The following is an 18,099-nucleotide window of genomic DNA, read 5'->3' as shown; positions in this document are numbered from 1 at the left end:
GCGCTGCGGGTGGTCGCCGCCCGGGGCCGGCTGATGCAGTCGATGCCGGCCGGCTCGATGCTCGCCCTCGCCGCCGACGAATCCGAGGTGGCCGCTCTGCTGCCGGACGGGGTCACGATCGCCACGGTGAACGGGCCGGGCACCTGCGTGGTGGCGGGCGAGACCGCGGCGGTCGCGGCGTTCGCCGACAGCTTGCCGGGCAGGACCAAGAAGCTGCGGACGTCGCACGCGTTCCACTCGCCGATGATGGACCCGATCCTGGCCGAGTTCACCCAGGTGGTGGCCGCCGTCCCGCTCGGCCCGCCGCGAACCCGGTTCCTGTCCAACGTCACCGGCACCTGGATCACCGACGAACAGGCGACCGACCCCGGTTACTGGGCGGCGCACCTGCGCCAGCCGGTCCGGTTCGGCGCCTGCGTAGGGACTCTGCTGGCCGAGGGGCGCTGGTCGCTGGTCGAGTGCGGTCCCGGCCGGCAGTTGTCCGGCCTGGCGCGGATGCAGGTGGCCCGGGCCACCGCGCCGGCGCAGCGGGCGCTCACCCCGCTGGCGAGCCTGCCGGGGCCGGGCGAATCGACCGGCGATCTGACCACGCTGTCCAGCTCGATGGGCGCCCTGTGGGTGCGTGGCGTGCCGGTGCGTCCGCTGCCCAGCGAGGACGACGGCCACCCCGGGGACGGTCCGCCCGCGCTGTTCCGCGTGCCGCTGCCGGTGCACCCGTTCGAGCGCAAGCGCTACTGGGTGGATCCGGACCCGGAGCAGCCGGTCGTGCCGGTCGTCCCGCCCAGCGGGCCCCGCGCGCTCGCGGACTGGTTCGCGGTGCCGACCTGGCGCCAGGCCGCGCCCGACCCGCGTACCGGGCCGATCGGCCGTTGCCTGGTCTTCGTGGACGGGCCACGCGGCGACGAGTTGGCCGGTGCGTTGCGCGACGCGGGTGCCGACCTGGTCGAGGTGCGGCCGGGACCGGCCTTCGCTCCGGCGCCGCACGGCTTCCGGCTCCGGCCGGGCGTCCGTGAGGACCACGACGCCCTGGTCGGCGCGTTGTCCGCGGCCGGGGTGCCGGGGCGTATCGTGCACGCCTGGGCGCTGGACGGCGAGCCCGCCGGCACCGACATCGCCGCCGCCTGGGCCGGCCAGGACCGCGGGTTCTTCAGCGCGCTGCAGCTGGTCCAGGCGCTCGCCGGGACCGGGCTGACCGCCGGCGAGGAGGCCGCCGAGCCGATCCGGCTGGACCTGGTCACCGCGGGCGTCGGCGACCCCGCCGGCGGCGACCTGGTCCGCCCTGAGCACGCCACCCTGGCCGGGCTGGCCCGGGTGCTGCCGATGGAACAGCAGGGGCTGAGGGTACGGCTGATCGACGCCGATCCGGCCACCACCGACCCGTCGGCGCTGGTGGCCGAGCTGTGCCGGCCGGCCGACGGCGGGCCCGCCGAGGTGGCGTTGCGCGGGGCACGTCGCTGGGTCACCGGGTTCGAGCAGGTCAGCCTGGAGGGTGCGGAGGAGCCCGGGGTGCTGCGCGAGGGCGGCCGTTATCTGATCACCGGCGGCCTCGGCGGGATCGGCATCACCCTGGCCGAGGATCTCGCCGCGCGGAGGCGGGCGCGGCTGGTGCTGCTGGCCCGGTCCGGGTTGCCGGCCCGCGAGGAGTGGGACAGCTACCTGGCGGTGCACGGCAGCGACGACCGGGTGGGTCGGGCCATCGCGGCGATCCGCCGGATGGAGAGCGGCGGGGCCGAGGTGCTGGTGCTGGCCGCCGACGTGACCGATCCGGCCGACCTGCGCCGGGTACGCGACGACGTCGAGGCGGCGTTCGGCGGGCTGGACGGCATCGTGCACGCCGCCGGCCTGCCGGGCGGCGGGCTGGCCGAGGTCAAGGAACGGGCCGAGGCCGAGCGGGTGCTGGCGCCGAAGCTCGCCGGCACCCTCGCGCTGGCCCAGGTCTTCGGTGACCTGCCGATGGACTTCGTCGCGCTCTGCTCGTCGATCACCTCGGTGGCCGGTGGTCTCGGCCAGGTGGACTACTGCGCGGCCAACACCTTCCTCGACGCGTACGCCCGGGCCGGCCATGGTTGGCGCGCCCCGGTGGTGGCGCAGAACTGGGGCGGCTGGGCGGAGGTCGGGATGGCCGTCGAGACCACCTCGGCCACCCTCCGCGCGGCGGGCCGAGAGACGGTCACCGGGCCGGTCGACCACCCGATGCTGACCACCCGGGTCAGCGGTCCGGATCAGATCGTCGTGCACGGGGTGGTGTCGGCCGCCAGCCAGTGGGTGCTGGACGAGCACCGGATCGGGGGCGTACCGGTGGTGCCGGGCACCGGGCACCTGGAGTGCGCCCGCGCCGCCGTCGCGAGCGGTGTTCCGGCGCCGGGCGCCGGGCAGGTGGTCGAGCTGACCGACGTGGCCTTCCTGGAGCCGTTCGCGGTGCCGGACGGATCGGTGGCGCAGTACCGGGTGGAGCTGTCCACCGAGGACGGTACGTTCCAGGTCCGCAGCCTGGCCGCGGGCCGGACGCGGACCCACGTACGCGGATCGGCTGGCTGGACCGCGGCGGGCGACGCCCCGGTGCTGGACCTCGCCGCGGTGCTCGGCCGGTGCCGGCGGATCGACGACCGCCGGCCGCGGACCGGGATGGTGACCTTCGGGCCGCACTGGGACGTGCTGCGCGAGCACTACGTGGGCGACGGCGAGGAACTGGCCCGGATCGAGACTCCCGCGGCGTCCGCCGGTGACCTGGCGGCCTGGGGGCTCCAGCCGGCGATGCTGGACGTGGCCACCGCGTTCGGCCGCGGCCGGGGCGAGGGCAGCTACCTGCCGCTGTCCTACGGCCGGGTGGTCGTGCGCGGCGACCTGCCGGGCAACTTCTACAGTCACCTGCGGCACCGGGCCACCACCACCGACGACGTCGTCGTGGCCGACCTGTCGCTGGCCGACTCCACCGGCCGGGAACTCGTCGCGATCAGCGAGTTCGTCCTGCGCCGGGTGGACCAGGCGGCGGTGACCGGCGACCTGGTCGCACCGGCGGCCGGCCCGGTCGCCGGACGGCCGGCCGGGCCGGTGGACCCGGCGCCGGCCGGCCCATCGGGAGAGATCAGGCCGGCGGACGGGGCCGAGGCCTTCCGGCGGAGCCTCGGCGCGGGTCTCGGACCGCAGGTGGTGATCACCACCCGGCCGGTGGAGGACATCCTGCGCCGGACCCGCCAGCGGGCCATCGACACCGACCCGGACGAGCCGGACGGGCCCGCCGCGCCGGCCACCGGTGGTGCCGGCCCTGCCGGCGGGCTGGCGGCGGCCATCACCGCCGTGTGGCGGGACAACCTCGGCGTGGACGACATCGGGGTGGACGACGACTTCTTCGAGCTCGGCGGCAACTCGCTGGTGGCGGTCCAGCTCATCGCCTCGATGCGCAAGGCGGTCGGGGTGCGGCTGCCGATGCGCAGCCTGTTCGAACGGCCCACCATCGCCGGACTGGCCGCGTTGATCGAACAGCTTCGGGCCGAGGCGCCCGCGGAAACCCCCGCCGCCGACCCGGCGGCCACGACCATCCCACGGCTGCCCCGCGGGTGAGCGCACAGAAGGAGGACCAGGTGACCGAATCGGCCGCAGCCGGGCTGCCGTTGACGATCGAGAGCGACGGCACACCCATCGTGGAGCTGGTCGAGGCCCGACGCGCGGAGATCCGTGCGGCCCTGGTCGAACACGGCGGGGTGCTGCTGCGCGGCTTCGACGTCGGCGGCGTCGACGGGTTCGACCGGGTGGTGCGGGCGCTGGCGGGCAGCCCGCTCACCTACACCGAGCGTTCGTCGCCCCGCAGCACCATCAAAGGGCAGGTCTACACGTCGACCGACTATCCGGCGGACGAGGAGATCTTCCTGCACAACGAGAACTCGTACCAGGCGAGCTGGCCGCTGACCCTCTTCTTCTACTGCATCCAGCCGCCGACCTCGCTGGGCGCGACGCCGCTGGCCGACGTCCGCCGGGTGTACCGGGAAATCGACCCGGCGGTCCGCGAGGAGTTCGAACGGCGCCGCTGGATGCTGGTCCGCAACTTCCACGGCGACTTCGGCACCCCTTGGCGGCAGGTGTTCAACACCGACGACCGGGACGAGGTGGCGGGCTACTGCGCGGCGAACGGGATCGAGGTGGAGTGGCTCGGTCGGGACGGGCTGCGTACCCGGTCGGTCCGCGACGCCGTCCACCACCGGCCCGGCAGCGACCTGCCGAGGTGGTTCAACCACGCGACGTTCTTCCACGTGTCAACGCTGGCGAAGGACCTCCAGGAGGGCCTGTTGGCGATGTTCGGCGAGGACGGCCTGCCGACCAACACCTACTACGGCGACGGCGAGGCGATTCCCGACGACGTGATGGACCACCTCCGGGCCGCCTACCGGGCGGCGACAGTGCGCTTCGACTACCGGGCGGACGACGTCCTGGTGGTGGACAACATGACCGCGGCGCACGGCCGGGAGCCGTTCACCGGGCCCCGCCAGATCGCGGTCGCGATGGCCGAGCCGTACAGCCCGACCAGCCAGCAGAATTCGATCGAGCAGCAGGAGCAGTGATGGCCGAAGACCGTTTCGTCGTGGTGCGCAACGACGAGGAGCAGTACTCGATCTGGTCGGCCGACCGGGAGATCCCGGCCGGCTGGCAGGACGCCGGGTTCACCGGCTCCAAGGCCGACTGCCTCGCGCACGTGGACGAGGTGTGGACGGACATGCGCCCGCGCTCGCTGCGTGAGTCGACGCGATGACGGAGGCCCGTGAGTGGACCTTCCCCGCCTCGTACGCCCAGGAGCGGGTCTGGTTCGCCAACCAGCACGACGTCGGATCACCGGTCCACAACGTGTCCAGCCCGTGGACGTTCCCCGCCGGCCTGACCCGGGAGCAGGTCACCGCGGTGTTCGCCGAGGTAGTCGCCCGGCACGAGACGCTGCGTAGCCACCTGCGCCTCGACGACGGCGCCCTGCTCCAAGCGGTGCGCGCGGTCGAGCCGATCGAGCTGCCGGTCGACGACCTGCGCGAGCTGCCCGACGACGAGCGGGCCGGCCGGGCCGCCGAGATCGCCGAGGAACTGGCCCGGACCGCGATCCCGCTGGACCGGCCGCCGCTCTGGCGAGCCCGACTGGTGCGGCTGGGTGACACCGCCTGGCGGTTGCTGCTGGTGCTGCACCACGCCGTGTTCGACGCGCACTCGGTGGCCGTCTTCCGGGGCGAGATGGACGCCCTGTCCCGGGCCGCGGTGGCCGGTACGGCGGCCGTGCTGCCCGAACTGCCCATCCAGTACGCCGACTACGCGGCGTGGCAGCGCGAGCAGTTGGCCGGTGTCGGGCTGGAGACCCGGCTCGCGTTCTGGCGGGACCGGCTCGCCGACGCCCCGCCGGTGATCGACCTGCCGCTGGACCGCCCCCGACCGGCCGAACTCGGCTTCGCCGGGGACGAGGTCCGCTTCACCCTCCCGGACGGGCTGCTCGACCGGGTCTCGGCGCTCGGCCGGGGGGCGTCGGCCACCCCGTTCATGGTGCTGCTGACCGCGTTCTCCGCCCTGCTGTCCCGGCTGTCCGGCAGCCCGGACGTGGTGGTCGGAGTCTCCACCACCGGGCGGGACCTGCCCGAGCTGGCCCCGCTGATCGGGATGTTCGTCAACCCGATCGCGCTGCGCTGCGACCTCGACGGCGATCCCACCTTCACCGAGCTGCTCGGCCGGGTCCGGGACGCCCTGATGGACGCGATGGAGCACGGCCAGACCCCGTTCCAGATGGTCGTCGAGGCGGTCGCGCCGCAGCGGGACCCCGCGGTGCAGCCGATCTTCCAGGCGGCGATCAACTACGTGCCCGACACCGGCTTCGACCCGGTGCCGCTGGGCACCACCAAGGACGACCTCGCCTTCGATCTGGCCAGCGGTACCAGCCGGCTGCTCTACCGGACGGCGCTGTTCGACCGGTCCACCGCCGAGGCGATCGTCGACCGGTACGTCCGGCTGCTCCAGGCCGCGGTCGCCGACCCGGGGCTGCGGGTCTCCGCGCTGCCGCTGCTGACCGACGTCGAGCGGGCGCTGGTGGTGGGGGAGTGGAACGACACCACGCGCCGCATCGCCGAGGGCACCGTTCCGGCACTGGTCGAGGAGCAGGTCGGTCGTACGCCGGAGGCGACCGCGCTGATCTGCGACGGCGCCACCATGACGTACGCGGAGCTCGACGCGCGGGCGAACCCGCTCGCCCGGACGCTGATCGCCCGTGGTGTCGGCCCGGAGTCGCTGGTGGCGTTGGCGCTGCCGCGCTCGCCGGAGCTGGTGGTCGCGGTGCTGGCCGTGCTCAAGTCCGGTGCGGCGTACCTGCCGATCGACACCGGCTACCCGGCCGAGCGGATCGCCTGGCTGCTCGACGACGCGGCGCCCGCGCTGGTGCTGACCACGGCGGACACCGCGGCGCTGGTGCCCGGCGAGGTGCCGGTCCTGGCCGTGGCCGCCGACGTCGACGCGCCGTTGACCGACGCCGACCGCGTGCCGGTGACCGACGCGGACCGGGTCGCCCCCCTGCGGCCGGGACACCCGGCGTACGTGCTCTACACCTCCGGGTCGACCGGCCGCCCGAAGGGCGTGGTGGTCGAACACCGGTCGGTCAACGCCTACCTCGCCTGGGCCCGGCACAGCTACCCGGGACTGGCCGGCACCGCGCTGCTGCACTCGCCGATCTCCTTCGACCTCAGCGTGACCGGGCTGCTCGGCCCGCTCACCGCCGGTGGCGCCATCCGGCTGGCCGCGATCGACGCGCCCGCGGCCCGGGCCGGCGGCCGGCCCACGTTCCTGAAGGCGACGCCGAGCCACCTGCCGCTGCTGGACGGCGAGCTGTCGCCCACCGCGGACCTGGTGCTCGGCGGTGAGGCGCTGGCCGGCGAGCCGCTCGCGGCCTGGCGCGCCGCACACCCCGAAGTCACGGTGATCAACGAGTACGGGCCGACCGAGGCCACGGTGGGCTGCGTCGCGGCCCGGATCGAGCCCGGCGAGTCGCTGCCTCCCGGCCCGGTCGCCATCGGCCGGCCGATCTGGAACGTCGAGGTGTACCTGCTCGACCCGGCGCTGCGGCCGGTGCCGGTCGGCGTGGCCGGGGAGTTGTTCGTCGCGGGCGATCAGGTGGCCCGCGGCTACCTGCGCCGGCCGGCGCTCACCGCGGAGCGCTTCCTGCCCTGCCCGTTCGGCGCGCCGGGCCAGCGGATGTACGCCACCGGCGACCGGGCCCGGTGGCGGGCGGACGGGACCATCGAGTACCTCGGCCGGACCGACCATCAGGTCAAGGTGCGCGGCCACCGGATCGAACTCGGGGAGATCGAGTCGGCCCTGCTGGCCCGGCCGGACGTGCACCGTGCGGCGGTCGTGGTCCGCGAGGACGACCAGGGCGAGCCGTACCTGGTGGGCTACGTCGTCGGTCCGGCCGAGCGGGACGTCCTCGCCGCGGAGCTGGCCCGGACGCTGCCCGCCCATCTGGTGCCGGCCGCCATCGTCGCGCTGGACGACCTGCCGCTGACCGCGAACGGCAAGCTGGATCGGGACCGGCTGCCGGCGCCCGAGCAGGTCAGCCAGGCCTACGTCGCGCCGCGGACCGACGCCGAGGCGCTGGTGGCCGAGGTCTTCGCCGAGATCCTGCAGGTGGAGAAGGTCGGCGCGCGGGACGACTTCTTCGCCCTGGGCGGCAACTCGCTGCGTGGGATGCGGGCGATGGCCCGGATCCGGTCCGAGGTCGACCTCGACGTGCCGATGCGGGCGTTGTTCAGCCACCCGGTCGTCGCCGACCTGGCGGCCCAGCTCGAACAGCTGATCGCCGCCGAGGTGGACGACCTCTCCGACGCCGAGGTGGCCGCGCTGCTCTCGGCCGAGGAGGGAACGACCCGATGACCGCCCGGACCGAGGCGGCTGACCGCGACGCCGGTCGCGACGCGCTGATCGCCCGGCGCCTGCGGCGCCGCGCGGCCGCACCCACCGCCGGGATTCCCCGCCGGCCCGACGGCACCGACCCGCCGCTGTCGTTCGCCCAGGAGCGGGTGTGGTTCATGGAGCAGATCGCTCCGGGTCAGGCGGCGTACCTGATGGCAGTGCCGCTGCGGGTGCGCGGCCCGCTCGACGTGGATCGGCTGCGCGCGGCGCTGGACGGGCTCACCCGGCGGCACGAGTCGCTGCGGACCCGGTTTCCGGGGGACGCCGACGGGCGTCCGCTGGCGCTCGTCGAGGACGCTGTCGAGGTGCCGCTGCGGATCGTCGAGGCGGCCGACGAGAGCGCCGCGCAGGCCCTGGTCGACCGGGCCGCGGTGGAACCGTTCGACCTGGCCGCCGGCCCGCTGCTGCGGGCCCTGCTGGTCCGGGTGGCCTGCGACGATAAGCCGGCCTCCGCGCCGCAAGACGGCACTCCGGACCGGATGAACGTCGTCGACGACCACGTGCTGCTGCTGACCCAGCACCACATCACCTCCGACGGCTGGTCGGTCGACGTGCTGCTGCGTGACCTGATCGCCCTGTACCAGCAGTCGGAGCAGCTGCCCGAGCTGCCGATCCAGTACGGCGACTTCGCGCACTGGGAGGCCCGGACGTTGGCCGGCCCGCAGGTGCGGCGCCACCTCGACTACTGGACCGCGCGGCTGGCCGGGGTGCCGCCGCTGGAGTTGCCGCTCGACGCTCCCCGCCCGGCCACCCAGACCTACCACGGCGACTTCGTGGAGTTCCGGGTGAACCGGGAGGTGGTCGACGGGTTGGCCACCCTGGCCCGGGAGGCCGGCGGCACGCTGTTCATGGCGCTGCTGGCCGCGTACCAGGTCCTGCTGGCTCGGCACTGCGGTCAGGACGACTTCGCGGTCGGCGTCTCGGTCGCCGGCCGCTCCGCCCCGGAGCTGGAGAACGTGGTGGGCATGTTCATCAACATGCTGCCGATGCGGGCCGAGCTGGCCGGCGACCCGACCTTCACCGAACTGCTCGGTCGCACCCGCCCGGCGGTGCTGGACGCCTTCGAGCACGCCGACGTGCCGTTCGCCCGGGTGGTGCAGGAGCTGGGTGTGCCGCGCGACGTCAGCCGCTCGCCGGTGTTCCAGGCGATGCTCGTCCTGCAGAACTACGAGATGGGGCGGTTCGCGGCGGCCTCCGGCCGGGCCGACGTGGAGTTCGACTGGACCCCGATGGAGCTGCGGGCCACCCGGTTCGACATCGAACTGCACCTGGTCGAGGTCGGCAGCGGCCTGCTGGGCAAGTTGGTCTTCAACACCGACCTGCTCCACCGGTCCACCGTGGAGCGGATGGCGGACCGGTTCGGCGCGCTGCTGCGGTCCGTCGTCGTCGCGCCGGAGTCGCCGGTGTCCGGGCTGGAGGTGCTGGCCGACGGCGAGCGCGCGCTGGTGGTCGACGCCTGGAACGCCACCGCCACCCCGTTCCCCGAGCACGCGACGCTGCACGGCCTCGTCGAGGAGCAGGTGGCCCGGACGCCGGACGCCGTCGCGGTCCGGTTCGAGGGGCGCTCGGTGTCCTACGCCGAGCTGAACGCGGTGGCCAACCGGATCGCACACCGGCTGCGACGCGCCGGGGTGGGCCCGGAAACCCTGGTCGGGGTGTGCGCGGAGCGGTCGGTCGAGCTGGTCGCGGGGCTGCTCGGGGTGCTCAAGGCCGGCGCCGCCTATCTGCCGCTGGACCCCGAGTACCCGGCCGACCGGCTGGCGTTCATGGTCGCCGACGCCGCCGCCCCGGTGGTGCTGCTGCAGGACCGGCTGCGGGGGGTGCTGCCGGACACCGGCGCGACGGTACTGGCGCTCGACGACGAGTCCGAGTGGCGCGGTGAGTCCGGGGACGACCCGTCGCCCACCGCCACCGCCGGCAACGTCGCCTACGTGATCTACACCTCCGGCTCCACCGGGCGGCCGAAGGGGGTCGCCAACACCCACCGGGGCATCGTGAACCGGCTGGACTGGATGCAGCGGACGTACCGGCTCGGCGCGGACGACGCGGTGCTGCAGAAGACACCGGCCAGCTTCGACGTGTCGGTGTGGGAGTTCTTCTGGCCGTTGCAGACCGGTGCCCGGCTGGTGTTGGCCAGGCCCGGCGGGCACAAGGACGCCGCCTACCTGCGCGATCTGCTGATCGCCGAGCGGGTGAGCACCGCCCACTTCGTGCCGTCGATGCTGACTGCCTTCCTCGCCGAGGAGGGCGTCGAGGCGTGTGCCGGCCTGCGCCGGGTGATCTGCAGCGGCGAGGAACTGCCGCTGGCGTCGGCCGTCGAGTTCTCCGGTCGGCTTCCGGACTGCGAACTGCACAACCTGTACGGGCCGACCGAGGCGGCGATCGACGTCAGCTGGTGGCCCTGCCGGCCGGCGGAGCTGGCGGGGCTGACCAGTGTGCCGATCGGTGGCCCGATCGCCAACCTGCGCCTGTACGTGCTCGACGAACGGCTCAACCCGGTGCCCCCCGGGGTGAACGGTGAGCTGTACATCGGCGGCGTCGGCCTGGCCCGCGGCTATCATCGCCGGCCCGCGTTGACCGCCGAGCGGTTCGTCCCGGACCCGTTCGGCCCGACCCCGGGAGCCCGGCTGTACCGGACCGGCGACCTGGTCCGCTGGCGGCCGCCCCACGGCTCGCGGCGGCCCCCCGGGGCGTCCGAGGCCGCACCGGCGGGGGCGGGCGGGATGGCTCCCCCGACGGCCGGGGTGATCGAATTCCTCGGCCGGATCGACCACCAGGTCAAGCTGCGCGGCCTGCGGATCGAGCTCGGCGAGATCGAGAGCGCGCTGCGCGAGCAGGACGGCGTGGTCGAGGCCGCGGTCGTGGTCCGCGAGGACACCCCGGGCGACAAGCGGCTGGCCGCCTACCTGGTCGGCCCGGCGTCGGCCGCCGAGCTGAAGGCGGCGCTGAAGCAGCGGCTGCCGGAGTACATGGTGCCGGCGGCGTTCGTGTCGCTGGACGCGTTGCCGCTGACCACGAACGGCAAGCTCGACCGCAGGGCGTTGCCCTCCCCGGTGGCGTCCCGTGAGTCGGCCGCGGAACTCGTCGAACCCCGTAACCCGACCGAACGGACGCTGGCCCGGATCTGGTCGGAGGTGCTCGGCGTGCCGACGCTCGGCATCGACGACGACTTCTTCGACCTGGGCGGGCACTCGATGCTGGCCACTCAGGTCGTCGCGCGGATCCGCAAGGCCGAGCTGGCCGGCCGCCCGGTCGGCGTGATGGACCTGTTCCAGAACCGGACGATCCGCGATCTCGCCGGGTTCATCGACGGACCGGCGCAGCACGACGGGCCGCGCCGGCTGCTCTACGAGCTGACCAGGCCAATCCCGGCGGACCGGCGGACGCTGACCTACGTATGCGTGCCGTACGGCGGCGGCAGCGCCATCGTCTATCAACCGCTGGCCGACGCGCTCCCCGACGGCGTCGCGCTGTACTCGGTGGCGATTCCGGGGCACGACGTCGGCCTCGAAGAGGACGCGGTGCCCCTGGACGAGCTGACCGGTCGGGTCGCGGCCGAGGTGCTGGAACGGATCTCCGGCCCGCTCGTGCTGTACGGGCACTGCGGCGTCGGCAGCGCGATCGTGGCCGAGGTGGCCCGCAAGATCGAGGCGGCCGGGCGGGACCTGGAGGCGGTGTACATCGGCGCGATGTTCCCGTTCGCCCGCCCCAAGGGCGCCTTCTCGGCGATGCGTATCCGGCTGGAGGCGTTGCGGAGCAACAAGCACTACGCGAGCTGGCTGAAGGGCATGGGGGTCGACACCGACGAACTCGACCCCGAGCAGGCCGACCGGATCATCAGCAACATGCGGGCCGACTCGCGGGCCTCCGAGGAGTACTTCACCGGGCTGCTCGACCGGCGGGTGGAGAAGCTCCGGGCGCCGATCGTCTCGGTGGTCGGCTCGGCGGACCCGGTCACCGAGTACTACGCCGAGCGGTACGCGGAGTGGCAGTTCCTCAGCGACACCCTCGGCCTGGTGGTGCTGGACGAGGCCGGGCACTTCTTCCTCAAGCACCGGGCCGACGAACTCGCCGAGATCGTCACCGCGACGCATCCGGCGCTGGCCGCCGGCGACACGACCGCGCTGGAACCCGAGGCGCGCGGGGCGGACGCGGCCTGGGCGCTGCGCGACTGGCAGCACCTGGACGCCGACCAGGCCACGAAGACCGTCAAGCCGAGCATGGGCCGGTTCCTGGCCGTCTCGCTCGGTCAGCTCGTCTCCACCACCGGTTCGGCGTTGACCAGCTTCGCGCTGCCGATCTGGCTCTACACCCGGACCGGCTCCGTCACCGACCTCGGCTTCCTCTGGGCGCTGGCGTTGCTCTGCGGGGTGCTCACCCTGCCGGTCGCCGGCGCGCTGGTCGACCGGGTCGACCGGCGGCGGATCATGCTGGTCGCGAGCTGCGTCTCGGGTGCCTTGCAGCTGATCCTGGCCGGGCTGCTCTGGTCCGGACATCTCGCGCTGTGGGAGATCTACGCGCTGGTGTCGCTGAGTCAGGTGGCCGCCTCGTTCCAGCGGATCGCGTTGCAGTCGGCGGTGCCCCAGCTGGTGCCGAAGCGCTATCTCGGCCACGCGATGGGCATCACCCAGCTGACCAACGGGTTCGCGCTGCTGCTGATGCCGGTGATCGCGGCCGGTCTGCTCGCCGCGATCGAACTCAAGGGCATCCTGCTGATCGACGTGGCGAGTTATCTGTTCGCGGTGCTGACCCTGCTGTGCATCCGCTTCCCCGACTCGCTGGGCTGGCGGCCCAGGGAGCCGCTGCCGGTGGCCATCGTCAACGGGCTGCGCTACTCGTGGAACCACCGCGGATTCCGACTGATGCTGGGCTACTTCGCGCTCGGGAACGTGTTCCTCGCTCCGGCGCTGGTGCTGACCACCCCACTCGTGCTTTCCTTCGGGACGGTGGCCCAGGTGGCCCAGGTCGCCGTCGCGGAGGCGCTCGGCGCGATCGCGGGCGGCACGTTGATGGCCGTCTGGGGTGGCCCACGGCAGCACCGGATGATCGGGGTGCTGATCGGCAACTTCGGCACCGCCGCGGGCTGTGCGCTGGTGGGGGTCCGCCCCTCGATCGTCGTGGTGACGGTCGGACTGTTCCTGATGACCGCGGCGATGGCCACGGCGCAGGACATCTATGCCACGATCGTGCAGGTCAAGGTGCCGCAGCGCTATCACGGACGGGTGTTCGCGCTGAACCAGACCATCTCCTGGTCCACCCTGCCGATCGGGTTCGCGCTCCTCGCCCCGTTGGGGACCGCGCTGTTCGAGCCGATGCTCGCCCCCGGCGGAGCGCTCGCCGGCTCGGTCGGCGCGGTCATCGGGGTCGGCCCGGGACGTGGAATCGGGTTCGCGTACCTGGTGTTCGGGTTCATGCTCGCGCTGGTCACCGCCGGTGGTTTCCTGATCAGGGCGTTGCGCCGGTTCGACACCGAGGTGCCCGACTCGCTGCCCGACGACCTGATCGGCGCCCAGGAGCGGGCGCGGCGGCTGGCCGCGGCGAAGGTGGAGGACCGAGAGCCGGCCGTCGTGGCCACCGGAGGTTGAGTTGGCTGAGTATCCGCAGGAGGTCACGCAGCGCTTCCAGGGCACCCCCGAGCGGTCGGGCTGAGCGCCGGCGTGGAGTGCCGGACGCGAGGGCGACGATCCGGCGGACCCCTTCTACTACGTCGTCATGCGCGACCCGGAGGGCAACGTGTTCTGCGTGAGCTGACCCTCCGATCCATGGGCCCACCGCGCCCGCGCGAGCTGAAGCCGCGATCCCGTCAGTGCGGCGGCTCGCGGCGCAGATCGTAGGTCAGTTCGGCGATCTGGCCGTCCTGCACCATCCGGGTCAGTCGCACCTGGGAGGACAGGAGCCGGCGGGGCAGCAGCGGCGCGCCTCCGCCGAGGAAGACGGGCGTGACGCCAATGATGATCTCGTCGAGCAGCCCGTGGTCGGCGAAGGCTCCCACCAGCTCACCCCCGCCGACCAGCCACACGTTGGCCTCCTGTGCGGCCTCGACCATCGCGACATGGACCGGGCCCACGTCGCCGGAGACGAACGTCAGGTTCGCACCCGGTATCGCGGGCAGCTCACGATGGGTGAACACCCAGCAGGGCGTGTCCCCGTAGTAGTCCTGCCACTTCTGGGGCTGCTCCAGCAGCCGGTCGTGGCCGAGCACCCACTCGTAGGTGGTCGCGCCCATGCACATGGCACCCACCCCGGCGAAGAACTCGGCGAACCGGTCAGGGCCGGTGCGTTCGACCTCGAACAGCCAGTCCAGCGAGTTGGCCTCGTCGGCGATGAAGCCGTCGGCGCTGGTCGCCGTGTAGTACTGGGTCTTCGTCACCGGCTCACCATGCCACGCCCGTACGACTTCAGGCCTGGGCGATCTGGTCGCCCCAGCGCTTCCACGCGTCGTCGACGACGGCATCGACGCCGCGGGCGACCGCCCGCAGGTCCGCCGCGGTGAACGATTCCTCGTGACCGGCGCGCCACCGGACGGCCCGGTGGGCCAGGGCTTCCCAGTCGGGGAAGGTCTCGGCGAGGTACGTCGCGGCGCCGGCCTTCGAGGTGATGTCTTCGTGGGCGAGCGTGTAGTGCAGCCGCGCCGGACCGAGGACGCACCACGCGACGCCGGATGCGTCCACCGGGGTGTCGGCGGGCAGTTGGGCAACGGCCTGAACGACGCCGGTCGCCAGTGGCCGCCAGTAGTCACGAAGGTTCTCGAGGTTGTACCGGCGCAGCGCCGCTGAGTCGACGGGTATGCCGAGTTCGTCGACCTCCACCCCGCGAACCCGGATTCCGTAGCGCCGCAGGGTCAGCCAGAGCACGGGAGTCAACTCCCCGCACGGCTTGTCAATCCGGAACTCGCCGTCGACCACGAACGGCACCACCCGACGATCGACGGGGAACTCGTCGAACGTCGCCCGATCGAGGTACACGCCGTCCAGGTGCGGCCTGGCCGGCATGCCCTCGTGAACCTTCGCCAGCGCAGCCAGGTCACCTGGGCTTGCGACGCGCGACGTCACGATGACCGTGTCGACGTCGCTGGCGTCGGGCACCCGGGCTCCGAGTGCCGCCGAGCCGACGACGTAGAGCCGCTCGACGAAGCCCGGCAGCGCCTCGTCCACCGCCCGGAGGTACGCGTCCGTCAACTTCCGGATCATGCGCGCACCGTATCAGCGGGCCCCGGTCATCTCCCGGACGCGCGGGATGACCTGGGTGCCGTAGAGCTCGATGGCGGTCATGAGTGCCTCGTGTGAGAGGCCGCCCATGCCGTACTTCAGCTCGAAGCGGTTAGCGCCGAGGACGGTGAGGTTCGCCGCGATCTTCCGGGCGACGGTCTCCGGCGATCCGACGTAGAGCGACCCGTGTGGCCCGATCTCGTGCAGGAAGGATTCCTTGGTCGGCACGGCGAATCCGCGCGTCCTGGCGACGCGGCGGATGACCTCCTGGTAGCGCGGCCAGAACTCCGCGCGGGCCTGCTCGTCGGTGGCGGCGACGTGCCCGGGCGAGTGCACTCCGACCGGTCGCGGGGCCTCTCCGAGCTGCTTCAGGGCCTGCTGGAAGAGCTGGGAGAACGGGGCGAAGCGCGCCGGGGACCCACCGATGATGGCGAGCATCAGCGAGTATCCGTACCGGGCGGCGCGGATGACCGACTGGGGGTTGCCGCCGACGCCGATCCACGCCGGGAAGGGTCCGGACTCGGTGTGCGGCACGACGTCCTGGTTGTGCAGCGGGGCGCGCATCGTTCCTTCCCAGGTGACCGGCCCGCCCTTGAGCAGCTCGGCGAAGAGCTGCGCCTTCTCTTCGAAGAGCTGCTCGTAGTCGGACAGGTCGTAGCCGAAGAGCGGGAACGAGTCGATGCTGGATCCCCGGCCGAGGATGACCTCCGCCCGACCGCCGGAGATCGCGTCGAGGGTGGAGTAGCGCTGGAACACCCGGACGGGATCGTCGGAGCTCAGCACCGTGACCGCCGACCCGAGGCGGATCCGGGTGGTCCGCGCGGCGATGGCGCCGAGTACCACGTCGGCGGCCGAGAGCGGAAAGTCGTCGGTGTGGTGTTCACCGATCCCGAAGAAGTCCACCCCGACCTGGTCCGCGAGGACGCCCTGCTCGACGAGGTTGCGGATCGTCCGGGCGTGGGACAGGGGGCGGTCGTGGTCGTCATGCGTGACGTCGCCGAAGGTGTCCAGGCCGAGCACGAGTGGGAACGTCGTGGGTTCGGCGGCGTCCGCCCGTACGGCGTCCGAGGGTGCGGTGGTCATGGTGAGCCCTTCTGTGCTGATTGCGGAATGGGGTTCGGTTGTGTGGCTCAGGCGGCCAGCGCCTGCTCGAAGTCGGCCCGGCGCAGCGACACACCGAAGACCGGGCCGCCCGGTTGGAGGAGGCGTCCGGCCCGCAGGCTGTCCAGCGGGACGACGTCGTAGCCGATGCCCTCGATGACTTCCGCCACGGTCTTCACCGCGCCCGGGTCGTCGCCGGCGACGCCGAGCGCGCGGCGCTCCGGCGAGCCCGCCGGGCGGCGGTCGTCCTCAAGTTCGTGGTAGCCGATGTGGTTGAGGGTCTTGACGACCGTCGACCGGGCGAGCCGGCGCTGGACGATCTCGCTGCTGCCGTACCGGGGGTCGTCGAACATCTCCTGAACGCCGTCGACGGGCGGCCAGTAGTTCATCGTGTCGACGACGAGCTTGCCGGCCACCAGGGCGGGGTCGAAGGCCGCGAACCTGTGCAGCGGGATGGCCAGCACCACGACATCGGCGTCCTCGACGGCATCCGCCGGCCATCGCGGCTCGGCCCCCGGTGCCAGTACCTGGGTGATGAGGGCGATCTTCTCGGGGTCGCCGGAGGCCGCGATCGTGACGGGGTGGCCCGCGGCGAGCGCGACGCGGGCGATCACCGGACCGGTGTGGCCCGCGCCGAGCACGGCGATCCGCGGCGGCTGTGGCGTGGGCGGCAGGCTGGCCGTCATGGCCGTTTCTCCTCAACACGAGTGGTCGGTTCCGGGTGAAGATGGCTCTGCAGCGCCCGCAGTACGTCGGCGAGCGCCTCGACCTGCTCGGGCGTCAGGGCGTCGGTGAAGTGCCTCTTGATGGCCCTCAGGTGGGGGAGGGTCGCGCCGGAGAACATCCGGGCGCCGTCGTCCGTGAGCGAGACCTCGGAACCGCGGCTGTCGGTGGCGCAGTGGTTCCGGCCGATCAGGCCGCGCCGCTCCATCCGGTTCAGGTGATGGGAGAGCCGGCTCCGTTCCCAGCCGATGATCGCGGCCAGCTCCGACGATCGCAGCCGCCGGCCCGCCGCCTCGCTCAGCGCGAGGAGCACCTGATAGTCGGCCGGTGAGAGGCCCGAATCCTGGAGCAGCTGCGCGCCCAGGATCCGCCGGAGTTCGGCGGTGGTGTCGATCAGCGTCCGCCAGACCGTCAGTTCGCTGCTCGTCATCCGCCGCCCGGCGACCGGAGTCGCAGCGTGGCCGTCGTCACTCATTCGCTGTCACCTCATCTCCTTGACTGGTCAAGTATAGGCATATGATTGACGCATCAACATTGACGCGTCAATCACACTTCGGGGAGCTGACGATGACCAGTACGCGCGCTCGACGCCCGCCGGCAGCGCGGCTTCCCGGAGACCACCCGTGACTACTTCGAACACGAGGTCGAGTACGGCTCCCTCTACGTCTTGCTCGTCCGAGACGGTCGCCCGACGCATCGCCAGGACCATGACCACCCTCGACGCGAACCGCTTCGACTTGAAGTACGGCATGGGCCCGATGCCGCACGCCGTCCTCATGGAGAACCTCCGTCTGTTCGGCACCGAGGTCGCGCCCCGGGTGCGCGAGCAGCTCCAGCAGCGGTAGCCGCAGGAGAAGTGAACCCCGGCCGTCCGTCCCGCGGGCCGTTTGGACCAGGTGCGGACGGGTACGGCCGACCGGGCACCGGGACACGGAGGGCGGTACGACGATGAACACTGGTCGACTGGGTGACGTGCTCGTCGGCGCGGCGGGCAACGTGGCCGGTACGGTCGTCGATCCGCGGAAGGGACTGAGCCAGCTCCGCTCGGCGGTCTCCGGGCGGACCCTGGCCACCGTGGCGGCGGGCCTGGTCATCGGCTTCCTGGTGGCCCGGTCACGGCGCCGGGGTTGACGCCCGCCGCCCGGCG

The 18,099-nt window shown here is 72.8% G+C and carries 12 protein-coding genes; 7 read left to right on the top strand and 5 right to left on the bottom strand.

Going from position 1 to position 18,099, the window contains the following annotated elements; genetic code table 11:
- Positions 1-9 precede the first annotated feature (9 nt).
- The 5 genes from ACFOYX_RS03880 to ACFOYX_RS03860 are packed head-to-tail and all read left to right on the top strand — an operon-like array spanning position 10 to position 13,505.
- Positions 10-3,561 carry an SDR family NAD(P)-dependent oxidoreductase gene (locus ACFOYX_RS03880; protein ID WP_377533811.1) on the top strand — a complete coding sequence of 1,184 codons (3,552 nt, stop codon included), beginning with the start codon at positions 10-12 and terminating at the stop codon, positions 3,559-3,561.
- 20 nt (positions 3,562-3,581) lie between these two features.
- Positions 3,582-4,556 (top strand): TauD/TfdA family dioxygenase, encoded by a 975-nt coding sequence (locus ACFOYX_RS03875; RefSeq protein WP_322439525.1) that lies wholly within the window; start codon positions 3,582-3,584, stop codon positions 4,554-4,556.
- Positions 4,556-4,744 (top strand): MbtH family NRPS accessory protein, encoded by a 189-nt coding sequence (locus ACFOYX_RS03870; RefSeq protein WP_322439524.1) that lies wholly within the window; start codon positions 4,556-4,558, stop codon positions 4,742-4,744. The genes ACFOYX_RS03875 and ACFOYX_RS03870 overlap by 1 nt, the downstream gene beginning before the upstream one ends.
- Positions 4,741-7,881, top strand: coding sequence for an amino acid adenylation domain-containing protein (locus ACFOYX_RS03865; RefSeq protein WP_322439523.1), 3,141 nt, complete (start codon positions 4,741-4,743; stop codon positions 7,879-7,881). Before ACFOYX_RS03870 ends, ACFOYX_RS03865 begins: the two co-directional genes overlap by 4 nt.
- Positions 7,878-13,505: a non-ribosomal peptide synthetase gene (locus ACFOYX_RS03860; RefSeq protein ID WP_322439522.1), complete on the top strand. Its 5,628-nt coding sequence runs from the start codon at positions 7,878-7,880 to the stop codon at positions 13,503-13,505. The genes ACFOYX_RS03865 and ACFOYX_RS03860 overlap by 4 nt, the downstream gene beginning before the upstream one ends.
- Positions 13,506-13,723: 218 nt before the next feature.
- On the opposite strand, the gene ACFOYX_RS03855 is transcribed toward ACFOYX_RS03860, so the two are convergent.
- Genes ACFOYX_RS03855 through ACFOYX_RS03835 form a run of 5 tightly spaced genes read right to left on the bottom strand, consistent with a single transcriptional unit; the run spans position 13,724 to position 17,427 of the window.
- Positions 13,724-14,290: a dihydrofolate reductase family protein gene (locus ACFOYX_RS03855; RefSeq protein WP_322439521.1), complete on the bottom strand. Its 567-nt coding sequence runs from the start codon at positions 14,288-14,290 to the stop codon at positions 13,724-13,726.
- A gap of 28 nt (positions 14,291-14,318) precedes the next feature.
- Positions 14,319-15,110, bottom strand: a complete 792-nt coding sequence (locus ACFOYX_RS03850; protein WP_322439520.1) for an aminoglycoside adenylyltransferase domain-containing protein — start codon at positions 15,108-15,110, stop codon at positions 14,319-14,321.
- A 12-nt stretch (positions 15,111-15,122) separates the two neighbouring features.
- Positions 15,123-16,211 (bottom strand): LLM class flavin-dependent oxidoreductase, encoded by a 1,089-nt coding sequence (locus ACFOYX_RS03845; RefSeq protein ID WP_322439519.1) that lies wholly within the window; start codon positions 16,209-16,211, stop codon positions 15,123-15,125.
- 47 nt (positions 16,212-16,258) lie between these two features.
- Positions 16,259-16,915: an NAD(P)-binding domain-containing protein gene (locus ACFOYX_RS03840; protein WP_322439518.1), complete on the bottom strand. Its 657-nt coding sequence runs from the start codon at positions 16,913-16,915 to the stop codon at positions 16,259-16,261.
- A complete protein-coding gene (locus ACFOYX_RS03835) occupies positions 16,912-17,427 on the bottom strand; it encodes a MarR family winged helix-turn-helix transcriptional regulator (protein WP_109801478.1) in 516 nt (171 codons plus the stop codon). The genes ACFOYX_RS03840 and ACFOYX_RS03835 overlap by 4 nt, the downstream gene beginning before the upstream one ends.
- Before the next feature lie 232 nt (positions 17,428-17,659).
- Here ACFOYX_RS03835 and ACFOYX_RS03830 point away from each other — a divergent pair, with 232 nt between their 5' ends.
- Both ACFOYX_RS03830 and ACFOYX_RS03825 read left to right on the top strand, forming a co-directional pair.
- A complete protein-coding gene (locus ACFOYX_RS03830) occupies positions 17,660-17,797 on the top strand; it encodes a hypothetical protein (protein WP_322439517.1) in 138 nt (45 codons plus the stop codon).
- A gap of 103 nt (positions 17,798-17,900) precedes the next feature.
- A complete protein-coding gene (locus ACFOYX_RS03825) occupies positions 17,901-18,083 on the top strand; it encodes a hypothetical protein (RefSeq protein ID WP_146231038.1) in 183 nt (60 codons plus the stop codon).
- The last annotated feature ends 16 nt before the right edge of the window (positions 18,084-18,099 follow it).

Origin of the sequence: Micromonospora sp. GCM10011541 (genome assembly GCF_042650725.1) — a bacterium.
In the GTDB taxonomy this organism is placed as follows: Bacteria; Actinomycetota; Actinomycetes; order Mycobacteriales; family Micromonosporaceae; genus Micromonospora; species Micromonospora sicca.
Note: the sequence above shows the minus strand (reverse complement) of the source record. Positions and strands in the feature narration are given on the sequence as shown.